This window comes from Neobacillus jeddahensis (assembly GCF_000612625.1).
Classification (GTDB): domain Bacteria; phylum Bacillota; class Bacilli; order Bacillales; family Cytobacillaceae; genus Neobacillus; species Neobacillus jeddahensis.
The window spans coordinates 112,203-134,608 of sequence record NZ_CCAS010000004.1 but is presented as its reverse complement, the minus strand read 5'-3'; the positions used below and the strand labels follow the sequence as shown (position 1 = coordinate 134,608).

20 protein-coding genes are annotated in these 22,406 nt (G+C 38.6%); all 20 read left to right on the top strand.

What is annotated here, in order from left to right; translation table 11 throughout:
* The first annotated feature begins 183 nt into the window (after positions 1-183).
* Complete coding sequence (locus tag TY15_RS03175; RefSeq protein ID WP_040204804.1) at positions 184-1,518, top strand: acetyl-CoA carboxylase biotin carboxylase subunit; 1,335 nt, start codon at positions 184-186, stop codon at positions 1,516-1,518.
* Positions 1,519-1,530: 12 nt separating this feature from the next.
* The gene (locus TY15_RS03170; protein ID WP_040204806.1) at positions 1,531-1,743 is read left to right on the top strand and encodes an acetyl-CoA carboxylase biotin carboxyl carrier protein subunit; all 213 of its coding nucleotides are present in this window, start codon (positions 1,531-1,533) and stop codon (positions 1,741-1,743) included.
* Between the two features lie 22 nt (positions 1,744-1,765).
* On the top strand, positions 1,766-3,307 hold the full coding sequence (locus TY15_RS03165) for an acyl-CoA carboxylase subunit beta (RefSeq protein WP_042374057.1): 1,542 nt from the start codon (positions 1,766-1,768) through the stop codon (positions 3,305-3,307).
* A gap of 159 nt (positions 3,308-3,466) precedes the next feature.
* Positions 3,467-4,366 (top strand): 2-dehydropantoate 2-reductase, encoded by a 900-nt coding sequence (locus tag TY15_RS03160; RefSeq protein WP_040204839.1) that lies wholly within the window; start codon positions 3,467-3,469, stop codon positions 4,364-4,366.
* On the top strand, positions 4,363-4,758 hold the full coding sequence (locus TY15_RS03155; protein WP_040204840.1) for a DUF3397 domain-containing protein: 396 nt from the start codon (positions 4,363-4,365) through the stop codon (positions 4,756-4,758). Before TY15_RS03160 ends, TY15_RS03155 begins: the two co-directional genes overlap by 4 nt.
* Positions 4,759-4,845: 87 nt before the next feature.
* Complete coding sequence (gene bshC, locus TY15_RS03150) at positions 4,846-6,480, top strand: bacillithiol biosynthesis cysteine-adding enzyme BshC (protein WP_040204841.1); 1,635 nt, start codon at positions 4,846-4,848, stop codon at positions 6,478-6,480.
* A 153-nt stretch (positions 6,481-6,633) separates the two neighbouring features.
* Positions 6,634-7,065: a division/cell wall cluster transcriptional repressor MraZ gene (gene mraZ / locus TY15_RS03145; RefSeq protein ID WP_040204842.1), complete on the top strand. Its 432-nt coding sequence runs from the start codon at positions 6,634-6,636 to the stop codon at positions 7,063-7,065.
* A 62-nt stretch (positions 7,066-7,127) separates the two neighbouring features.
* Positions 7,128-8,060 (top strand): 16S rRNA (cytosine(1402)-N(4))-methyltransferase RsmH, encoded by a 933-nt coding sequence (gene rsmH / locus TY15_RS03140; RefSeq protein WP_040204844.1) that lies wholly within the window; start codon positions 7,128-7,130, stop codon positions 8,058-8,060.
* Between the two features lie 60 nt (positions 8,061-8,120).
* Positions 8,121-8,477: a cell division protein FtsL gene (gene ftsL / locus TY15_RS03135; RefSeq protein ID WP_040204846.1), complete on the top strand. Its 357-nt coding sequence runs from the start codon at positions 8,121-8,123 to the stop codon at positions 8,475-8,477.
* Between the two features lie 2 nt (positions 8,478-8,479).
* Positions 8,480-10,720 (top strand): penicillin-binding protein, encoded by a 2,241-nt coding sequence (locus TY15_RS03130; protein ID WP_040204847.1) that lies wholly within the window; start codon positions 8,480-8,482, stop codon positions 10,718-10,720.
* A 133-nt stretch (positions 10,721-10,853) separates the two neighbouring features.
* Positions 10,854-12,773, top strand: a complete 1,920-nt coding sequence (locus TY15_RS03125) for a stage V sporulation protein D (protein ID WP_040204849.1) — start codon at positions 10,854-10,856, stop codon at positions 12,771-12,773.
* 177 nt (positions 12,774-12,950) lie between these two features.
* Positions 12,951-14,411: a UDP-N-acetylmuramoyl-L-alanyl-D-glutamate--2,6-diaminopimelate ligase gene (locus TY15_RS03120; RefSeq protein ID WP_040204850.1), complete on the top strand. Its 1,461-nt coding sequence runs from the start codon at positions 12,951-12,953 to the stop codon at positions 14,409-14,411.
* Positions 14,412-14,413: 2 nt separating this feature from the next.
* A complete protein-coding gene (locus tag TY15_RS03115; RefSeq protein WP_040204852.1) occupies positions 14,414-14,851 on the top strand; it encodes a hypothetical protein in 438 nt (145 codons plus the stop codon).
* A 1-nt stretch (position 14,852) separates the two neighbouring features.
* Entirely contained in the window at positions 14,853-15,830 is a 978-nt protein-coding gene (gene mraY / locus TY15_RS03110; RefSeq protein WP_040204854.1) for a phospho-N-acetylmuramoyl-pentapeptide-transferase, read from the top strand.
* Positions 15,831-17,183 carry a UDP-N-acetylmuramoyl-L-alanine--D-glutamate ligase gene (gene murD, locus TY15_RS03105; protein WP_040204855.1) on the top strand — a complete coding sequence of 451 codons (1,353 nt, stop codon included), beginning with the start codon at positions 15,831-15,833 and terminating at the stop codon, positions 17,181-17,183.
* Between the two features lie 59 nt (positions 17,184-17,242).
* Complete coding sequence (gene spoVE / locus TY15_RS03100) at positions 17,243-18,343, top strand: stage V sporulation protein E (RefSeq protein ID WP_040204856.1); 1,101 nt, start codon at positions 17,243-17,245, stop codon at positions 18,341-18,343.
* Between the two features lie 167 nt (positions 18,344-18,510).
* On the top strand, positions 18,511-19,614 hold the full coding sequence (murG, locus tag TY15_RS03095; protein WP_040204858.1) for an undecaprenyldiphospho-muramoylpentapeptide beta-N-acetylglucosaminyltransferase: 1,104 nt from the start codon (positions 18,511-18,513) through the stop codon (positions 19,612-19,614).
* A gap of 60 nt (positions 19,615-19,674) precedes the next feature.
* On the top strand, positions 19,675-20,583 hold the full coding sequence (gene murB / locus TY15_RS03090) for a UDP-N-acetylmuramate dehydrogenase (protein WP_040204861.1): 909 nt from the start codon (positions 19,675-19,677) through the stop codon (positions 20,581-20,583).
* A 326-nt stretch (positions 20,584-20,909) separates the two neighbouring features.
* Complete coding sequence (locus tag TY15_RS03085; protein ID WP_040204863.1) at positions 20,910-21,707, top strand: cell division protein FtsQ/DivIB; 798 nt, start codon at positions 20,910-20,912, stop codon at positions 21,705-21,707.
* The gene (locus TY15_RS03080; RefSeq protein WP_040204865.1) at positions 21,670-22,392 is read left to right on the top strand and encodes a DUF881 domain-containing protein; all 723 of its coding nucleotides are present in this window, start codon (positions 21,670-21,672) and stop codon (positions 22,390-22,392) included. The genes TY15_RS03085 and TY15_RS03080 overlap by 38 nt, the downstream gene beginning before the upstream one ends.
* The last annotated feature ends 14 nt before the right edge of the window (positions 22,393-22,406 follow it).

The following is a 22,406-nucleotide window of genomic DNA, read 5'->3' as shown; positions in this document are numbered from 1 at the left end:
TGAATAACATGAAATGAAATAATTTTTGCATTATTCGAAATGGATTATGATAAGTATATAACAAAAAGACAAAAAATTCTTCAAATAACTATCGGAAGCGTTTTCAAAATTTGCAGGAAATTCCGAGAATGATGTAGAAACCTATTTAAGTGGGATCAAACGGGGGATGAAAGGGGAAAAGATGTGCAAAAAATTTTAATTGCCAATCGAGGAGAAATTGCCCTTCGGATTATTAGAACCTGTCATGAGATGGGGATTGAAACGATTGCTATTTATTCCGAAGCTGATAAGGAAATGCCTTTTGTCAAAGCGGCAACAAAGGCCATCTGTGTCGGGGAACCACCAGTTACTAAGTCCTATTTACAAAAAGAAAAAATATTGGAAATAGCAATAGACGAAAAAGTAGATGCGATCCACCCGGGATATGGTTTTTTATCAGAAAATGCATCCTTTGCCAAGCAAGTAATCGACCAAGGGATTATCTTTATTGGACCAAGGCCAGAGACGATTGAATTAATGGGAGATAAAATTGTTTCACGACAAACAATGGTGGGGGCAGGGGTTCCAGTTGTTCCTGGGAGCGAAGCAGGTTTACAGACTGTCGAGGAAGCATGCAGTCTTGCTGAAACCATCGGTTACCCTGTCATGCTTAAAGCTAGTGGGGGTGGTGGTGGAATCGGTATGATCCTTTGTGAGAATGAGCAAGCGCTCGTTAAGTCTTATGATTCGACAAAATCGAGAGCAATCGCTTATTTCGGTTCCAGTGAAGTTTTTATTGAAAAATATATTAAGGATAGTCGACATGTGGAAGTACAGGTGTTTGGTGATAGTACGGGGAACATCATCCATATGTTTGAAAGAGATTGTTCCATTCAAAGAAGACATCAAAAGGTGATTGAAGAATCTCCTTCGCCATTTTTGTCTGAACAGGTTCGACAGAAACTATTTGATACAGCGATTAAAGCAGCACGTGCCGTTGATTATACGAATGCAGGAACAATTGAATTTATCGTTGATCCAAATGAAAATTTTTATTTTTTAGAAATGAATACACGTTTGCAGGTAGAACATCCTGTTACCGAATTGATCACGGGTCTTGACTTAGTCAAATGGCAAATTCTTGTGGCCCGTGGGGAGAGATTGCCGTTGTTACAAACAGCAATCACTTCCACAGGTGCAGCTGTTGAATTTAGGGTATATGCTGAGGATCCTGTTCGGTTCTTACCATCACCAGGGAAAATTACTACTTTGAATTGGCCCGAAGGAGAAGGAGTGAGAGTTGACGCTGGATATGCTGAAGGAGGAATGGTGACCCCGTACTATGACCCAATGATTGCAAAATGTATTTTTTATGGAGACTCACGACAAGATGCATTGAAAGTGGCAGAGGGCTTTTTTAACGAATTGAATATTGAAGGAATCAAAACAAATGTACCACTTTTCGTTAAGATCCTTGGAAGCAATGACTTCCAAAAAGGAATATATACAACCAACTTTTTGAAAAACTTAGTGGGATAAGGAGTGTTAAAAATGAAAGAAATCACAGCATCAATGGCAGGTACAGTATTAAATATTTTTGTTGGAACAGGGGCTCAGGTAAGTCCGGGGCAGGAAGTGGTCATGTTAGAATCCATGAAAATGGAAATACCAATCGAGAGTGGAATTGAAGGAGTAGTCCAACAGGTAAAGGTCACAGCGGGTGATTTCGTTAATGAAGGCGATGTTTTAATTGTTCTAGAATAGAATTTCCTAGAGGAGGAGCATGATGGCAACGGTAAATACATTAAATGACCAATTGCATGAGAATAGAAAAAAAATTGAAGCAGGTGGCCATCCGAAATATCATGAGAAGGCAAAAGAGCAAAAAAAGCTATTTGTTCGTGAACGATTGGCGTTATTATTTGATGAAGGAAAATATGAAGAGGATGGTAAATTCGCTAACTGTCAGGCAGGTGACCTGCCTGCGGATGGGGTTGTAACAGCCATTGGGAAAATAAATGGTCAGACAGTATGTGCCATGGCCAACGATTCGACCATTAAAGCTGGCTCTTGGGGCGCACGGACTGTAGAGAAAATCATTCGGATCCAAGAAGTAGCTGAAAAATTAAAGGTGCCCCTGTTCTATTTAGTTGATTCGGCTGGTGCAAGAATCACGGATCAATTAGAAATGTTTCCGAATCGACGTGGAGCTGGGAAAATCTTTTATAATCAAGTAAGGCTATCTGGGATGATTCCTCAGGTTTGTATTCTATTTGGACCATCAGCAGCGGGTGGAGCCTATATCCCGGCTTTTTGTGATGTAGTTATAATGGTTGACCAAAATGCATCCATGTATTTAGGTTCTCCACGTATGGCTGAAAAGGTAATCGGTGAAAAGGTATCACTAGAGGAAATGGGTGGTGCCCGCATGCACTGTTCAATCAGTGGCTGTGGGGATGTTTTGGCCTATAGTGAAGAGGAAGCAATCGAATCAGCTCAAAAATATATTAGCTATTTTCCTGCTAGCTTTCAAGAAAAGACAAAAAGAAGGGTTGGAGTGGCAGCAAAGGAAGGCCGTGACCTAGAATCAATTATTCCAGAAAATCAAAATGCACCATTTGATATGCTAGAATGTATTGATCGATTAGTAGATCAAGAAAGCTTTTATGAGATTAAAAAATTATTTGCACCGGAAATAATAACGGGCATGGCTAGACTCGATGGCAGGGCAGTTGGGATTATTGCTAATCAACCTAAGGTTAAAGGTGGAGTATTGTTTGTTGATTCTGCAGATAAAGCAGCAAAATTCATCCAGCTTTGCGACGCCTTTCATATTCCATTATTATTCTTAGCTGATGTTCCTGGATTTATGATTGGTACGAAGGTAGAACGTGCAGGGATCATTCGTCATGGTGCTAAATTAATTGCCGCGATGAGCTCAGCAACTGTACCGAAAATTTCAGTCATTGTTAGAAAAGCATATGGGGCAGGCCTTTATGCAATGGCAGGTCCTGCGTTTGAACCCGACTGCTGTATTGCCTTGCCCACTGCCCAAATCGCTGTAATGGGGCCCGAAGCAGCAGTGAATGCGGTTTATTCAAATAAAATTAATGAAATTGAAGATCCGAAAGAAAAAATTGCCTTTGTCCAAGAAAAACAACGAGAGTATAAAGAACATATTGATATTTATAAACTAGCCTCGGAGCTAATTGTAGATGAAATTGTCGCACCATCAGAATTAAGAGACGTACTTATTCAGCGTTTTGTCTATTACGAAACAAAAGAAATGACCTTTAGCGTCAGAAAACATCCAGTTTATCCAGTATAATGTTTATTGGCCCTTTTCTACAGTTCCGTGAAAAGGGTCGTTTTTTTTGCATCTTGTTAACAAACAATCGATCTCTTCTGATAAAATATGAGAAAGTATTAACGAAGACGGAAATTCTACATGCAATAACAGAATTAATTTGATAAATGAGGGGTTAACATGAAGGTCGGGATTATCGGGGCGGGCTCCATTGGATTATTATATGCTGCCTACATAAGCAAAATTTATGATGTAATCATTTATACCAAAACATCAAAGCAAGCAGCTGAAATAAATGAAACGGGTATTTTACTACTAAAAGGGACCGAAAAAAGAACTTCTTTTGTTAAGGCTCTGCCCATAACGGAATGGAAGGGAGTAGAAGATCTAACTATAGTGGCTGTTAAACAATATCAGCTTCCGTTAATCATCGAGAAAATAAACCGACTATCAGCCATTCCTAACCTATTATTTTTACAAAATGGGATGGGGCATTTGAAACTGTTAAAAGAAATCAAGAGAACAAATGTATATGTAGGTTCAATTGAACATGGAGCACTTAAAGAAAATTCATTTACAGTTAGCCATAATGGTGAGGGTGTTACGAATGTTGCTGTTTTTAGTGGCGATGAACTGTTTTTACGACAATTTGCAACGAAGATCTCAAATGAATTTCCAATTGTAGTTCAAAGAGATTATTATGGCATGCTTGTGAATAAATTGATGGTCAATGCCGTCATTAATCCATTAACAGCGATCCTTCAAGTGAAAAATGGGGACTTAATTGAAAATACAAGTTATTTTCATGTCGTAAAACAAATTTTTACGGAAATTTCCTATATTTTAAACCTAGATCAACCAGAGGAAAAGATCCAAGTAGTGGTGGATATTTGTAAGAAAACAGCAAATAATCGATCCTCGATGCTAAAAGACATTGAAGCAAACAGAAAAACAGAAGTAGATGCTATATTAGGGTTTTTATTGGATGAAGCGATTCTTCAGGGAAAGAAGGCACCACAAATAGAAAATCTATATTATATGGTAAAAGGAAAAGAAATAGCCGGGGAGGAGTTTCAATGAGTACTCTTATCTCTGCTATTTTAACGTTTTTTTTTACCATACCATTCTTAGGTTCTGTTCTTGTCTTTTTGGTAATAAAATTAATCACAAAAAATACGCGGGTTTCGCTCCTTAAGGCATTGGACTATACAACCATCTTATTTATTATTTCTGTACATTTTTTAATCATTACGCTATTGGGAAAATCATTATTTGGGTTCATATTATTAATCATGATACTTGTTGCAATGATGTTTGTGTTTGTCCATTGGAAAGTAAGAGAAGAAATTGTTATGAAAAAGGTTTTAAAAGGCTTTTGGCGTTTTAGTTTTATTTTATTTTTTCTTGCCTATATCACCCTAACCTTTTATGGTTTAGTTTCTCGGGCCATCACCTTTTCTTTTTCCTCTTAATTTGAAGCAAAAATTTTCTTTAAATAGGGTAGGAAGTGGTATACTCTTAAAAGAATGAATCTGGTTGATCAGAAAGGATGTACATGAATGGAGATTCTAAATCTCTCTTTACCAGCAACTAATCGGTTTGCTTCGAATTACTTGGAACAATCTGCTGATATCCAGCCTTTTTTTCATTATCGTTATAATCATTTACAAGAAGATATGAAAAGAATAGCTGAACTTAGCAACAGACAGTTTCCCCGAATGGAGGTTGCTGCTCACATTGAGGGCTTTATGGAACGATTTCCATCTTCAGAGGCTGTAAAGAAATCACTAGAAAAATTAAAATCAAATAATAGCGTTGTTGTTATCGGTGGTCAGCAGGCAGGAATCCTGACAGGACCGTTATATTCTATACATAAAGTCATTTCGATTATTAAATTAGCGGAACAAAAAGAGCGTCAGTTAGGAATTCCTGTTGTTCCAGTTTTTTGGATTGCCGGTGAAGACCATGATTTTCAAGAAGTGAATCATGTGTTTGTGCCTGCCAAAGGGAAAGTGGATAAATGGGCATACCCAGAAAAAGTCTTGCAAAAAAGAATGGTGTCCGATATTCAGCTGAACAAAGACCTTTGTCTCTCATGGGTCGAAAATGTTATCGAGAATTTTGGCGAAACGGAACATACGAATAACCTGTTAGCGTTTGCTGAAGCACAAATTGTTAAATCAGCTACCTTTGTAGACTTCTTTGCGAATATTATCATGGAGTTATTTAAGGATCAGGGGCTATTAATTGTGGATTCTGGAAACAAGGAATTTCGCTTGTTACAAAAGGGATTCTTTAAAGAACAAATTGGTCACCATGATGCGATAACTTTTTCTTTATTAGAGCAACAAAAGCTAATTGAGAAAAAAGGATTTCCGATAACAATTGAAGCAAGTGAAACAGCGGCAAATCTCTTTTATTATGACCAAAAAAGTAATGATCGGATTTTGCTTGAGTTTGATCCTGTAACAAATCGATTTGTGGGGAAAAGTGGTGCTGTATCTTTCTCGAAAGAAGAATTAATGGTGCTCGTAGACGAGAATCCAGCCTTATTAAGTAATAATGTGGTGACACGTCCCCTCATGCAAGAATGGCTGTTTCCGACAATTGGTTTTATTGCAGGTCCAGGAGAGATCTCTTATTGGGCTGAGCTTAAACTTGTGTTCGAACATTTTCAAATCCAAATGCCGCCAATTGTCCCACGCTTAAATATTACCTTTTTAGATCGTTCGATTGAAACAGACATTACAGAATTGCTGTTGGACCTGACTAATGTCTTAATGAACGGTACTGAGAAGGAAAGGAAGGCATTTTTAGAAACAATTAAAGATAAAGAAATAGAACAATTATTTTCAAGTACAATCGAACAGGTAAGCAAGCAATACCAACAGATTGAGGTTAAAACTGAACAGCTTAACCCTGCGCTGTTGCCGTTGCTGAAGAAAAATGAAAATTATGTCTTAAAAGAGATTAATTTCTTGAAATCAAAACTTGAAGAAACTGTTAAGTTGAAACACGACGTTTTACTTAAGAAATATGACCGTGTCGATCTTGCTTTAAGGCCAGATGGATTCCCGCAGGAGCGCGTGTGGAATATATTTTATTATTTAAATCAATATGGTTTAAACTTTATGGATAATATTATGGCTGGCAATTTTGAATTTGATGGCCGCCATAAGGTTATGAAAATATAGAAAAACTTCACTCGATGTGAAGTTTTTCTTTTTTTTACCAAAAAACTAGTTATAAAAAAGGATTTTAATGAAAAGGGGGCGAATAGTTAAAAAATAGGTGGTGGAAAGTGGGGGAATGTGGTACATTTTTAATAGAAAGTGGGGGTAATGGGTATGTTCATGGGTGAGTACCATCACAGCATTGATAGTAAAGGCCGATTGATTGTGCCATCCAAATTCCGTGACGATCTTGGCGACATGTTTATCATTACACGTGGATTGGATCAATGTTTGTTTGGTTACCCAGTATCAGAGTGGGGGCTTATTGAAGAAAAACTAAAAGGCTTACCTCTGACCAAAAAAGACGCCCGTGCTTTTACTCGATTCTTCTTTTCAGGCGCAACAGAGAGTGAACTAGATAAACAAGGAAGAGTCAATATTCCTGCACCACTTTTGCAATATGCAAAGTTGGAAAAAGAATGTGTGATTTTAGGTGTTTCCAATCGAATTGAAATTTGGAGCAAACAGATTTGGGAAGAATATTTTACACAGTCTGAAGAATCTTTTGCCGAAATAGCAGAAAATATGATTGGCTTTGATATATAATGGGAAAGTTATATTAATATATTTTCTCATATATCGTTCGATTGGAAAAGGAAGGTACGTAAATGTTTGAACATACAACTGTGTTATTAAATGAAGCTGTTGACGGATTGAATATTAAGTCAGATGGGATTTATGTCGATTGTACTTTAGGCGGTGCGGGTCATAGTTCTCTTATTCTTTCGAGACTAGGCGAAGGCGGTAAACTATATGCCTTTGATCAAGATGAAACAGCAATTGCGAATGCTAAAGTGAAGTTAGCTGAATATGGAAATCGACTAGAAATAATTAAAAGCAATTTTTTAAATCTTAAAGAAGAACTTGAATCTCGAGGGATTGATAAAGTAGATGGAGTTCTTTATGATCTTGGTGTTTCATCGCCGCAGCTAGATACGCCAGAAAGAGGCTTTAGTTATCATCATGATGCCCCGCTCGATATGAGAATGGATAATGAAGCAGACATCTCTGCCTACGATGTCATTAATCATTGGGCATATGAGGATTTGGTGAGGATCTTTTTTCGCTATGGTGAGGAGAAATTTTCAAAACAAATTGCACGAAAAATTGAGGCAGCACGCGAAATAAAACCAATCGAAACAACATTTGAATTGGTTGAATTAATCAAGGATGGTATTCCCGCACCGGCAAGAAGAAAGGGAGGACATCCGGCAAAGCGAATCTTTCAAGCAGTTAGAATAGCTGTAAATGATGAATTAGCCGTATTTGAAAAATCGTTAAATCAAGCGATTGAACTATTAAATTGTAATGGTAGAATCAGCGTGATCACCTTTCACTCCTTGGAGGACAGAATTTGTAAGGCTACGTTTAAGAAGGCGAGTGAAATCCCTGAATTACCTCATGGGTTACCTATCATCCCAGATGAGTATAAGCCTATTTTAAAGCTAGTATCACGTAAACCAATTCTTCCTTCTGAAGAAGAATTAGAACAAAATAATCGCGCTCGGTCTGCAAAGCTTAGAATTGCAGAGAAACTATAAAAATGCTTCAGCCTCTTAACTAGGAGGCTGAGGTCCAAAAAAAAGCTGGAGGGGAAACGTTTGGGTAATCTTGCCAGGGAATATTTAGAACAACAGCAACAGGGAGAACAGTCAGTTCAAATCAAAAGTCAAGTTAAAATTAAAAAGTCCTGGCTCACTCCAGGGGAAAAAATTATCGGTGTCGTATTTGCTGGGTTTGTCTGTTTCGGAGCGGTTCATCTTATTTCAAATCAGTCTAGAATATACGAAGTAAACAAGGATATCCAAACAATGGAGACAAAGATTGATGAACAACAAAAGGTCAACGGTGATCTGAAAGTTCAGGTAAGCGAGTTAAGTTCATATGACCGAATTTTTGAAAAGGCAAAGAAAATGGGTCTATTTGTGGATGAAAATAAGGTCAAGGTTGTGGAGTAGAGATGAATAAGAAACAGCCATATATGAATGTAGGAGCAGCCTTTTTATTTGGACTATTCGGCTTGCTCTTTTTTGTATTACTTTGTAGGTATTTTTCCATTCAAATCACTGGAGAAGTTAGCGGCCAGCCCCTTGCTGCAAAGGCCCAGCAGAAATATGGACGGGAGGGGACGCTTCTGGCTACGAGGGGAAACATTTATGATCGAAACGGTGTAGTGGTTGCGGAAGATACAGCCTCTTATAAGCTTATTGCAATTTTGGATAAAAGGATGACAACAGATCCAAAGAAACCACATCATGTTAAGGATGCTAAAAAAACAGCACAAGAACTTGCTAAGTACATTAAAATGGATGAATCAGAAATTTATCGGATTCTATCGGACGGAATGAAAAATGACAAATTTCAGGTCGAATTCAGTAAGGCAGGAAAGGATATTTCCTATGAAACGAAGACAAAAATAGAAAAATTAGAGCTCCCTGGGATTACTTTTTCCCGAGATTCCAAACGCTTTTATCCAAACGGAATATTTGCTTCCCATGTCGTTGGCTATGCTGACAAGATTGAACAAAAAGATGAAACGTTTAAATCTGTTGGGAAAATGGGGATTGAGCAAGAATATAATGATGAGTTAACTGGAAAAAATGGCACAATTAATTATGAGAGTGATTTGTGGGGGTATATCCTGCCTGATGGAAAGGAAAAAATTACGGCTGCACAAAATGGACATGATGTGTATTTGACCATTGATCAAAAGATTCAAACCTTTTTAGAAGATGCGATGGATAATGTTGCAAAGGAATATAACCCGAAAAAAATTATTGCCGTTGTTGCAGACCCGAAAACCGGGGAAATACTGGCAATGGGGCAACGGCCATCGTTTCAACCGAAGACAAAAGAAGGCATTGAAAAAAGCTGGCATAATGAAGCAGTTGAAACTTCCTTTGAACCAGGTTCAACGATGAAAATCTTTACCTTGGCTGCAGCTGTCCAAGAAAAGGTATTTAATCCGAATGAAACCTACCAATCTGGATCCTATAAGGTAACGGATAAGGATCAAGCGATCCATGACCATAATGGGTCGGGCTGGGGGACAATCACTTTTCTTGAAGGTGTCCAACGATCTTCGAATACGGCCTTTGCAAGAATTGCAAAGGAAAAGTTAGGGTTTGAAAGGTTCAGGGAATATTTAACGAAATTTGGTTTTGATAAGCCAACTGGGATTGAACTTCCAAATGAGACATCTGGGAAAATTCAATTTACCTATCCGATTGAAAAAATTACCACTGCTTATGGTCAGGGTACAGCGATTACACCAATCCAACAAATACAAGCGGCTACAGCTATCGCGAACAATGGCAAAATGATGAAGCCGCATGTCTTAGAGAAAATAGTTAATCATGATTCAGGGAAGACAATCGAGAAGATTTCGCCGGAGGTTGTTTCAACGCCGATTTCTTCTGAAACAGCGAAAGAGGTTCGAGATATTTTGGAAACAGTCGTTACCTCGCCTAAAGGTACTGGGGGCCGCTACAAGATTGATGGATATAGTGTAGCAGGTAAAACAGGGACAGCAAACATTCCAGGTCCTAATGGTAAATATTTATCTGGAGCAAACAATTATATCTTTTCTTTTCTAGGGATGGCACCTAAAGACGATCCGGAATTAATTGTTTATGTAGCTGTTCAACAGCCTGAACTGAAAGGCCTGGATGCTGGTCAGGGGGCCATTCCGGTTTCAGCTATATTTAATCCTGTCATGAAAAATAGCCTCCACTATTTAAACATCCAGCCAACGGTTCTGGAAAAGACAGAAAAAAATAAATTGCCGAATCTTAAAGACCAATCGGTAGAAGAAGTAGTGAATCAGCTTAAAGAACAAAACTTCGAAACCGTTGTGCTCGGGGGCGGTACAAAAGTAGTGGGGCAACTGCCTAAAGCGGGGACAACCATTTTAGAAGGTGAAAAGGTGGTCATCCAAACAGATGGGGATTTAACCGCACCAGATATGACTGGATGGTCGCTTAGAGATGTTATGAAAGTATCTAACCTAGCAGAGTTAAAATTAAGTTCTAAAGGCAAAGGGTTTGTCACTCAGCAAAATATAAAATCGGGCGCTCTCTTGCACAAAGGTGATTTTCTGATTGTTAATTTAAAATCTCCAGAAGAACAATGGAACGACGAAGATAAGAATGCAAAAGATGATGGCGCTGAGGAAGGCAGCGAAGGAATGGCGCAAGATTAACGAGGAATCCCGCTTGATAAGCGGGATTTTTCCTGTTTTTGGTCTAGTATGGACGTTCTATTTGAAAAAGTACAGGCATATAAATGAACGATAATATTTAATGAATGCAGGATAAAGGAGGATCATTCATTGTATGCGTGTTTCTAATGTAACTGTCCGAAAACGGCTAATGATTGCACTATTTGTTGGGTTCCTAACCTTCTTAATTATTGATGTGCGTCTAGGATATGTCCAATTTGTCCTTGGTGATACGCTGACTGACAGTGCAAAAGGTTTGTGGAGTCGGAATATCCCTTTTGAACCTGAGCGAGGACAAATTGTGGACCGTAATGGAGTAGCTTTAGCAACAAATATTAGTGCTCCAACTGTTTATGTCATTCCTAAGCAAATAAAAGATCCGGCAACCACTGCAGAAAAACTGGCAACGGTGTTGAATATGCCTAAAGACAAAGCCTACCGAGAAATTACCAAAAGTGCATCGTCGGTAAGGATTAAAGAAGGCAGAAAAATATCACATGAAAAGGCAAAAGAAATTAGGGCACTTGGCCTTGATGGCGTCTATATTGGTGAAGATTCCAAACGGCATTATCCAAATGGGAGCTATCTTTCGCATGTGCTTGGGTTCACTGGTATCGATAACCAAGGGTTGATGGGACTTGAGCAATACTATGATAAGGAATTAAGTGGTGAACGAGGAGCAGTTAAATTTTATGCCAATGCCAAAGGTGAAAGAATGAACCAAATGGCAGATGATTATGAACAGCCTGTTAAGGGGTTAGATTTAAAACTCACAATCGATTCGAAAATACAAACAATAATGGAAAGAGAACTGGACATTGCTGCGGCGAAATATAATCCAGATGGTATGGTTGCCATTGCGATGAACCCAAACAACGGTGAAATTTTAGGGATGTCGAGTCGTCCAACATTTGATCCAGCTAATTTTCAAAATGTCCCACAAGAGGTATATAATCGAAATCTCCCTGTATGGTCAACCTATGAGCCAGGCTCTACTTTTAAAATTATCACTCTGGCCGCAGCACTAAATGAAGGCAAAGTTGACTTGGAAAATGATCATTTTCATGATTCAGGTTCGGTCCAGGTAGCTGGAGCAAGGTTGAAATGTTGGAAAAGGGGAGGACATGGTGACCAGACGTTCTTAGAAGTGGTCCAAAACTCATGTAACCCTGGTTTCGTGGAGCTTGGAGAACGGTTAGGGAAAGATAAGTTGTTTAAATATATTAAGGATTTTGGCTTTGGTCAAAAAACAGGTATTGATTTGCAAGGAGAGGGAACAGGGATCTTATTCAATATGAATCGGGTAGGGCCTGTTGAGCAAGCAACGACTGCTTTTGGACAAGGGGTTTCGGTAACCCCCATCCAACAGGTTACGGCTGTATCTGCGGCAATAAATGGAGGGATATTATACAAGCCCTATATCGCCAAAGAGTTAATTGATCCTGTTACGAAAGAAGTGGTGATGAGAAATACCCCGGTTGAAAAAAGACGAGTGATTACGGAGGATACCTCTAAACAAATTCGCCAAGCCCTTGAAAGTGTGGTTGCTCAAGGAACAGGTGGGAAGGCATTTGTTGAAGGGTATCGGGTCGGGGGAAAAACAGGAACCGCCCAAAAGGCGCAAAACGGAAGATATTTAGAAAATAATTATATCGTATCCTTTGTTGGTTTTGCCCCAGCAGACGATCCTCAGATTGTCGTCTATGTTGCTGTTGATAATCCCAAAGGGGTAACGGCTTTTGGTGGAACAGTAAGTGCTCCAATCGTTGGGAATATTATTAAGGATGGTTTAAGTGCCCTAGATGTTGAGCCACGGAAGGACCAAATTGAGAAAAAGGTAAAATGGCCAGACTCTCCATTATTGACCTTACCAGACTTTGTAGGTTTGTCAAAAAGTGAATTACAAGAGCAGCTAATTAATTTAAAAATTGATGCCAGTGGGGAAGGGGATGTCGTGGTTAGACAATCACCTAAACCAGGAACAAAGGTGAAAGAGGGTTCGAAAATTAGACTTTACTTTGGAAAAGGTGAATAAAATAGCTAAAACAATCATTTTAGGCGGCCGGAATGTTTTCCGCCGCCTAAAATTTTATGAAGCTTTAATAACTAAATAGCAAAATCAATTATTTTAATGTAAAATAAGATGGAACTTTCGTAAGATGACCTTTAGAGGTAAATAGATTTGTACGGTTATGAGAGGATTTGAGAGAAAATGAAGCTGCAAAAGCTACTTGAGTATTTGCATCCGATTCAACCCTATATGGGTGAAAATCCGGAAATTACATCGATTGAAAACGATAACCGTAAGGTGCAAAATGGAAGCTTATTTATTTGTATCAAAGGCTACACTGTGGATGGCCACGATTTTGCTGAATCCGCAGTTAAACAGGGGGCTGTAGCGATTCTCGCCGAGCGTCCGTTAACAGTGGATGTGCCTGTGGTAATCGTTAATGACACAACAAGAGTAATGGCGGTGCTCGCTGACGCTTTTTATGGACAGCCAACGAAAGGCTTACATTTAATTGGAATCACCGGTACCAATGGGAAAACGACTACCAGTCACTTAATTGAAAAAATATTCGCAGATGTGGGGAAAAATACAGGACTGATTGGCACGATGTATACGAAAATTGCGGATCAGACATTTGAAGCTAAGAATACCACTCCGGAAAGCTTGACACTCCAAAAAACGTTTAAACAGATGGTAGATGCTGGTGTGAATTTGGCTGTCATGGAAGTCTCTTCTCATGCCCTTGATTTAGGGAGGGTTCATGGCTGTGATTATGACGTTGCTGTGTTCACTAATCTAACACAAGACCACCTAGACTACCATAAAACAATGGAGGAATATAAACGCGCCAAAAGCTTATTATTTGCTCAGCTTGGTAATGCCTTCGACCATAAAAAACCAAAATTCGCCATATTAAATGGAGATGATCCTGCCTCAGAAATGTATAGGAGGTCTACTGCAGCGCACGTAGTTACATACGGAATTGATCAAGATGCAGATCTTCAAGCGAAAAATATAAAAATGACGCCGAGAGGCACAAAATTTGATCTTGTCTTAAAGGGTGAACAGTTTCCCATCAATATGCAGTTGATCGGTAAGTTTAGCGTATATAATGTATTAGCAAGTATCGCTACTGGATTAGTATCTGGAATTGAACTAGAGGAAATCATTCATTCAATTGAATGTGTTGAAGGGGTATCAGGAAGATTTGAACTTGTCAATGCTGGTCAAGACTACACGGTGATTGTTGACTATGCCCATACACCAGACAGTCTAGAAAATGTGTTGAAAACGATTCAGCATTTAGCTGAGAAAAGAATTTTCGTGATTGTCGGCTGTGGTGGTGATCGCGATCGTACGAAGCGGCCATTAATGGCGCAAATTGCTTGCCGTTTTGCAACAGACACTATTCTCACGTCGGATAATCCTAGAAGTGAAGATCCACTAGCGATATTGAAGGAAATGGAAGCAGGGGTGCAGGGCGACGCATACCAAGTGATACCAGATCGGAAAAAGGCGATACAGGCAGCGGTGAGCCAGGCATCTACGGGTGATGTTATTTTAATAGCTGGTAAGGGTCATGAAACCTATCAAATTATTGGCAAGGAAGTACATGATTTTGATGATCGGCTTGTAGCTAGGGAAGCAATTGAGGAGAGATAGGTATGTTTTTAGCTTTGCAAGATGTGGCAGGTTTATTTCATAACAGTAAGGGAATCCAGGATGATATGTGGTTTCATACTGTTACAGATCATGCGCAAACGGTTCAGCCCAAAGGGTTATTTATTCCAATGAATGAAGGATCCGGAGAGCTATTAGATGCAATAGCAAATGGAGCAATTGCTGCCATTTGGGAGCAAGAAAGAGAGCTTCCTCGATATACACCTAGTCAATTTCCAATCTTTTTTACAAATGATCTGGCAGATGCAATGAGAGAATTAATCATGCTTTATAGCAAAAAAATAGATGGAGATACAAATAAACAGATGGAAATAACTAACTTTAAATTAACAAATAAAATGCTTCTTAATAAAAATAAACAAACATATGATATAGCTGTCATAATTGATAAGCTGATGAATAACAAGGAAAGGAGGGGATAAAATGAAGGAGCAAGTTATTTTTTTCACAATTATTATGGGCTTTTTGGTTTCGGTGTTACTGTCTCCGATTTTTATTCCCTTCTTAAGAAGATTGAAATTTGGACAAAGCATCAGGGAGGAAGGTCCTAAATCACATCAAAAAAAATCGGGAACACCGACGATGGGCGGTGTAATGATTTTATTCTCTGTTATTATTACTACCTTGGTGATGATAGGGAAATTTTCAGAAGAAATCCCCGTTTCTGTGTTTTTACTTCTGTTCGTGACATTTGGGTTTGGACTGCTAGGGTTTTTAGATGATTTTATTAAGGTTGTATTAAAACGAAACTTAGGGTTAACGTCTAAACAAAAGCTCCTAGGTCAAATTATTATTTCTGTCATTTTTTATCTTATCTATAAACATACAGGTCAATCTACAGAGATTACGTTACCTTTTGGGGATTTTAGCTTTGATTTAGGTTGGTCCTATGTATTTTTAATTATCTTTTGGCTGGTTGGCTTCTCTAATGCTGTCAACTTAACTGATGGCCTTGATGGGCTGCTGTCGGGAACGGCGGCCATCGCGTTTGGGGCATTTGCGGTCTTGGCTTGGAATCAGAATGAGTTTGAAATTGCGGTTTTTTCGGTTGCAGTCGTAGGTGCCGTTTTAGGGTTTTTGGTATTTAATGCCCATCCTGCAAAAGTATTTATGGGTGATACTGGATCCTTGGCGCTGGGAGGTGCCATTGCAGCCATTGCTATTTTAACGAAATTAGAGATTTTGCTCATCATTATTGGCGGCGTTTTTGTTATTGAAACATTATCCGTTATTCTTCAGGTAGCTTCTTTTAAAACTACTGGGAAACGGATTTTCCGTATGAGTCCCTTACATCATCATTATGAATTAGTGGGATGGTCGGAATGGAGAGTTGTCGTTACATTTTGGAGTGTGGGTTTAATATTAGCGATACTAGGTATCTATATCGAGGTGTGGATGTAATTGAAACAGATTGAAACTTATCAACATAAAAAGATTCTTGTCCTTGGTTTGGCTAAAAGTGGGGTAACTGCAGCTGCTCTACTACATAAGCTTGGAGCATTTGTCACAGTTAATGATATGAAACCATTATCGGAAAATCCCGAGGCTCAAGGTTTATTAGAACAAGGAATTAAAGTGATATGTGGGAGCCACCCAATCGAACTTCTTGATGAAGGGTTCGAACTTATTGTGAAAAATCCAGGAATCCCCTATTACAATCCCATGATTGAAGGAGCTCTTGAAAAAGGAATCCCTGTTATAACAGAAGTGGAGCTTGCCTATCAAATTTCTGAAGCACCGTTTATTGGGGTCACAGGAACGAATGGAAAAACAACCACGACAACACTTGTCTTTGAAATGCTAAATGAAGGAAAAAAACAGCCATTAGTAGCTGGTAATATTGGAACCGTTGCTTCTGGAGTTGCGGAAGAAGCGACAATGGAAAATACGATTGTTATTGAATTATCTTCATTTCAACTAATGGGAATTGAAACTTTTAATCCGAAAATAGCGATTATCACCAACCTCTATGATGCCCATTTAGATTACCATGGCACCAGAAAGGAATACATTTCAGCTAAGGCGAACATCACGAAAAATCAGACCGAACTGGAATATTTAATTATCAATGCTGACCAAGAAGAAACAATGGAAATCGCTCGCCATTCTAAGGCGAAGATTATCCCTTTTTCAACAAAGCGTGAGCTGACAGATGGTGCGTTTATTCGGGATGGCTGGATCATGTTCCAAGATGAAAAGGTAATGGAAATTAGTGAAATAGCCCTACCCGGTGTACATAATCTCGAAAATATCTTGTCCGCCATGGCAGCAGCTAAACTCTCAGGGGTAGAAAATAACGCGATCCAAGAGGTGCTCCGAACCTTTACTGGTGTCAGGCACCGGTTGCAATATGTCGATGCAATAAATGGAAGGAAATTTTATAACGATTCAAAGGCCACGAATAGTTTAGCTACGATTAAGGCTATTACAGCTTTTAAGGGATCAGTGGTTTTACTTGCTGGAGGATTAGATCGTGGTAATGAATTTGATGAATTACTTCCCTATTTGAAAAATGTTAAAGCTTTAATAACATTTGGTCAAACTGCACCAAAGATTGAACGGGTTGGGCATATGGCTGGAATAAAATTAATCAGTCGTGTCGATAATGTTGACAAGGCAGTACCTGAAGCATACCGTATCTCTGAACCGGGTGACGTCATTCTATTATCTCCTGCTTGTGCAAGCTGGGATCAATATAAAAGTTTTGAAGTCAGGGGAGACATTTTTATCGAAGCGGTGCATAAGCTTAAGTAAGGGCTTGTCTCACCTATGGTTCTGCTAAGCCCTAAAACTCGTAGTTGAGGTGGATAGTAGTGCCGACAAAGAGAACAACCCCTGATTTTATTTTAATGATTGTAACATTTACGCTATTGGCAATCGGGCTCATAATGGTTTACAGTGCAAGTGCTATCTGGGCTGAATATAAATTTCAGGATGCCTTTTTCTTCGCAAAAAGGCAGACCCTGTTTGCAGGGGTCGGAATTGCTGCCATGTTTTTTATCATGAATATTAATTACTGGACATGGAGGACTTGGGCGAAGACGATTCTAATTGTGTGTTTTTTCCTACTAGTTCTCGTCTTGATTCCTGGAATTGGAAATGTGCGCAATGGTTCGAGAAGCTGGATCGGGGTAGGTGCTTTTTCGATTCAACCCTCCGAATTTATGAAACTAGCCATGATTTCGTTTTTGGCGAAATACCTTTCTGAGCGGCAAAAGGTAATAACTTCGTTTAAAAAGGGGCTTGTCCCTTCACTAGGTCTTGCCTTTATTGCCTTTGCCATGATCATGCTTCAGCCTGATTTGGGTACTGGTACCGTAATGATGGGGACTTGTGTTGTGATGATTTTTATTGCAGGCGCTCGGATTCGACATTTTGTCTTCCTTGGACTATTAGGAGTCGGAGGATTCATAGGCTTGATTGCATCAGCTCCATACCGGATAAAGCGAATTACCTCATTTTTAGATCCGTGGTCGGATCCGTTGGGAAGTGGCTTTCAAATTATTCAATCACTCTATGCGATTGGCCCTGGCGGATTATTTGGATTAGGTCTTGGTGAAAGCCGTCAAAAGTATTTTTATTTACCAGAACCACAGACGGATTTTATCTTTGCAATTCTATCGGAGGAATTAGGATTTATTGGCGGCTCATTCATCTTGCTTTTATTCGCATTATTGTTATGGCGGGGAATCCGCATCGCACTTGGTGCTCCAGACTTATACGGCAGCTTCCTTGCGGTAGGAATAATAGCCATGGTAGCCATCCAAGTTATGATTAATATCGGTGTTGTAACAGGACTTATGCCAGTGACGGGTATTACATTGCCCTTCTTAAGTTATGGTGGCTCTTCGTTAACATTGATGTTAGTCGCCATTGGCGTTCTTCTTAATATTAGCCGTTATTCAAGGATTTAAAAGGATACCCTGTTCGGTGCAGGGTTCTTTTTATTTATTATAGGAAACAAAATGATATTTATCTTATCTATGGTTTCATTACATTTAGATAACATTCTTTTTTCTTTCGCTTTTTTACTTTTGATTTTATAGTAGAATAGGTTTAGCAACTTTTTAGAGGTGAGAAAATGAAAATAGTAGTTAGTGGCGGCGGGACTGGCGGACATATTTATCCTGCCCTCGCATTAATAAGAGAAATTCAAAAAGAGAACAATGATGCGGAGTTTCTATACATAGGTACCAAAAATGGCTTAGAGAGTAAACTTGTTTCGAGAGAAAATATTCCATTTCAATCCATTCATATCACTGGATTTAAAAGAAAGATTTCCTTCGAAAATGTTAAAACCATTTTTCGATTTCTAAAAGGTGTAAGGGATAGTAAGAGAATCCTTAAAGAATTTAATCCTGATATCGTCATTGGGACGGGCGGATATGTTTGTGGCCCAGTAGTCTATGCGGCTACGCAGCTTCATATCCCAACGATTGTTCATGAACAGAATAGTGTTCCGGGACTTACGAATAAATTTTTAAGTAGATATGTCAATAAAGTAGCTATTTGTTTTGATGAAGCAAAAGAATATTTCCCAAGCGATAAGGTTGTATTTACAGGCAACCCACGTGCCTCAGAAGTGATTGGTAAGGATGGAATTAAAGGACGCTTGTCGACCGGTCTTAGTACAACCAAACCGACTGTGTTAATTTTTGGCGGCAGCCGTGGGGCAAGACCTATTAATGAGGCAGTCGTTAAAGCCTTCTCAGCATTGGCAGAAAAACCTTATCAGATTCTTTATATTACTGGTGATGTGCATTTTGAGGATGTTAAAAAGGAAATAGAGTTAATTGGTAATCCGAAAAATGTAGTGATTAAACCATTTGTTCATAATATGCCAGAGGTACTCGCAGGAATTGATTTAGTCGTTTCAAGGGCAGGAGCTACAACCATTGCCGAAATAACATCACTGGGCATTCCAAGCATCCTCGTTCCAAGTCCGTATGTGACAAATAATCATCAAGAGAAAAACGCTCGGTCATTAAGTGATAATGGTGCAGCTGAATTACTTTTAGAGAAGGACTTAAATCATAAAAGCCTAGTGAACCACATTGATCGGATTCTCTTAAATCAAGACACTTTAAAGGAAATGAAAATAAAAGCAAAAAAAATAGGTGTTCCAGATTCAGCGAGCAGACTTTATTCAGTAATGAAACAGCTTATAAACGTAAAACAAAGGTAGCCCAAATGATCTTTGAGCATAAACTGAAATAAATGTATCTTGGAAAGTAAGGTGTTAAATATGGATGCAATCGTAACAGAGTTGCAAAATTTAAATATTGGGAAGGTTAAAATGTATGAGCCGCTTCTCAATCACACCACAATTAAAATTGGTGGGCCAGCGGACCTTTTTATAGAACCCTCATCAGTGGAAAATTTAAAACAAGTAATGACGATTATTGAAAAAAATGGTATAAAATGGCGTGCGATTGGGAGAGGATCTAATCTTCTAGTCTCTGACAAAGGGATTGAAGGAGTAGTTATTAAACTAAGCACTGGCCTGAATCATCTCGAGATAAAGGATACGGAGATTACCGTTGGGAGCGGCCACTCTTTGGTCAGTCTATCCACATTAATTAGTAAAAAAGGGCTTGCGGGTCTTGAATTTGCGAGTGGTATCCCTGGATCGGTAGGCGGGGCTGTCTATATGAATGCTGGTGCTCATGGCTCCGACATAAGTAAAATATTAACAAGGGCGCATATTTTATTTGATGATGGGACGATGGAATGGCTTTCGAACGAAGAAATGGAGTTTTCATACAGGACCTCTGTCCTGCAAAAAAAACGTTCAGGAATAGTGGTAGAGGCTGTTTTTCAGCTTGCTACAGGAGATCGTGAATCAATTGTTTCACAAATGCAAAAAAACAAGGATTATCGAAAAGATACACAGCCATGGAATTTTCCCTGTGCAGGTAGTATTTTCCGAAATCCACTTCCACATTTTGCGGGAAAATTGATTGAGTCCGCGGGATTAAAAGGATACAGAATTGGTGGGGCGAAAATATCCGAAATGCATGGGAATTTTATTGTGAATGCTGGTAACGCCACTGCGCAGGATGTACTATCCTTAATTCAATATGTCAAGGATACGATTTACAATCAGTATGAAGTAAAAATGGAAACAGAGGTTGAGATAATTGGAAGAAAGTAAGCAAATAGGATAAAGCTACTAAACAATAACTAGAAATTAAACTTACTTTTCTTGTCAAAAATCCCTTACGAATGACAAATATTGTGTTATAATAACTGATATTAAAATAGGTGGCAACTAGGTAGAAAATGAATGACGGCATGAATTTTCGTGCCGTTGTTTCACTTTTCATGGTATCCATAGACATGTTTTAAGGACAAGTATATTTTTGATGTTGTTTAAGGGCAACAGCTTTACAGTTTTCGAGTTTTTAATCATTGAACTTTGAAAACTGTCTAGCTTCAGCGCAAGGGCGCTTACGCTTTTCTTTTTTGGAGGAATATTGAATGGAAAAAGGTAAAATCGTTGCTCTCGAGGATCGTATCCCAAAGTTAAAGGAGCAAAGGCGGCGAAAAGCAAACAGACGGCTTGTGCTTCTGCTTATTTTGTTTTTTTCAATGATTGTAGTTGTTGCATATTCTCAATCCCCATTGAGTCATGTAAAGTACATAACCGTTAAGGGGAATGAAGTGTATTCAACTTCTGAGCTTATTAAAGTAAGTGGTATTACTGAAAATACGAATATTTGGAAGGTAAAAAAAAGTGATATTTCTTCAAAACTTCTGAAGTTATCTCAAATCAAGAAGGCTGATATTAAGATTAATTGGCCAAACACCATTCAAATTCAAGTAAAAGAACATAAACAAGTAGCATTTCTTAAACAAGATACGAATTATTTACCGATTATGGAAAACGGAAAAATAATTAGAGATAGAAAAACGGAAATAATCCCAGGTAATTCTCCGATTCTTTTCGAATTCAAAGAAGGTGCAGTTCTTAACCTAATGGTTAAAGAGTTAGAAATTCTTCCAAGTGAAATTTTAAACTCCATTTCTGAAATTCATTATTCTCCAAAAAAAACAGATCAGTATCACATTTCCTTATTTATGAATGATGGCTTTGAAGTAAGTGCCACTTTAAGAAGTTTTGCGGAAAAGATGGTCCATTATCCTTCAATCATTAGTCAACTAGACCCCAATAAAAAGGGGATTATTGACTTGGAAGTAGGATCGTATTTTAAGGCTTTTGAACCGGAAGTGGAGGAAAATGAAGTTGAAAAAGATAAAGGTGAAGGTGAAGGGTAAGAATGTTATTTTATCCCTTGTTTTCCTTGTTCTTGGATTTATGATTGCCTTCTCCTATCATTTGACCCAAATTGAAAATCAAAATGCACCACGAAACCTGTCAGGAAATCAGTATGAAAAGACTCTGGCATTAAGAAATCAGTTAATCGCACAAGAGGAGACAAATCGAAGACTACAAAAAGAATTAACTCAAAAGCAAGAAATGGTGCAAAAAAACGAAAAAAGCCTTGCCAAGGAAGCCCAAGTTTTCCTTAACGTAGCTGAGGATGCTGAAAAATACCGGATGTTCCTTGGGAAAATGAAGGTAAAGGGAAAAGGCGTTAAGATTACACTATCAGATGGTGCATACGATCCAAAAGAAGATAATGTTAACAATTATCTAGTACATGAACAGCATGTTTTTAAAGTGGTGAATGAACTATATATTTCTGGTGCTGCAGCAGTTGCCATCAATGGTCAAAGGTTGACAAGCCGTTCGTATATTGTTTGTAACGGTCCAGTCATTACGGTTGACGGGGTTCCACATCCAGCGCCGTTTATTATTACAGCCATTGGTGAACCTGATGTACTGTCCTCTTCGTTAAATCTTTCTGGAGGAGTTAAGGATCAATTAGTCAACGATAATCTAGTTTTTACACTTGAAAGAGAAAATGAAATTGTCCTAAATCCAATCTTAGGAAGCTAATCTGTGTCCACACT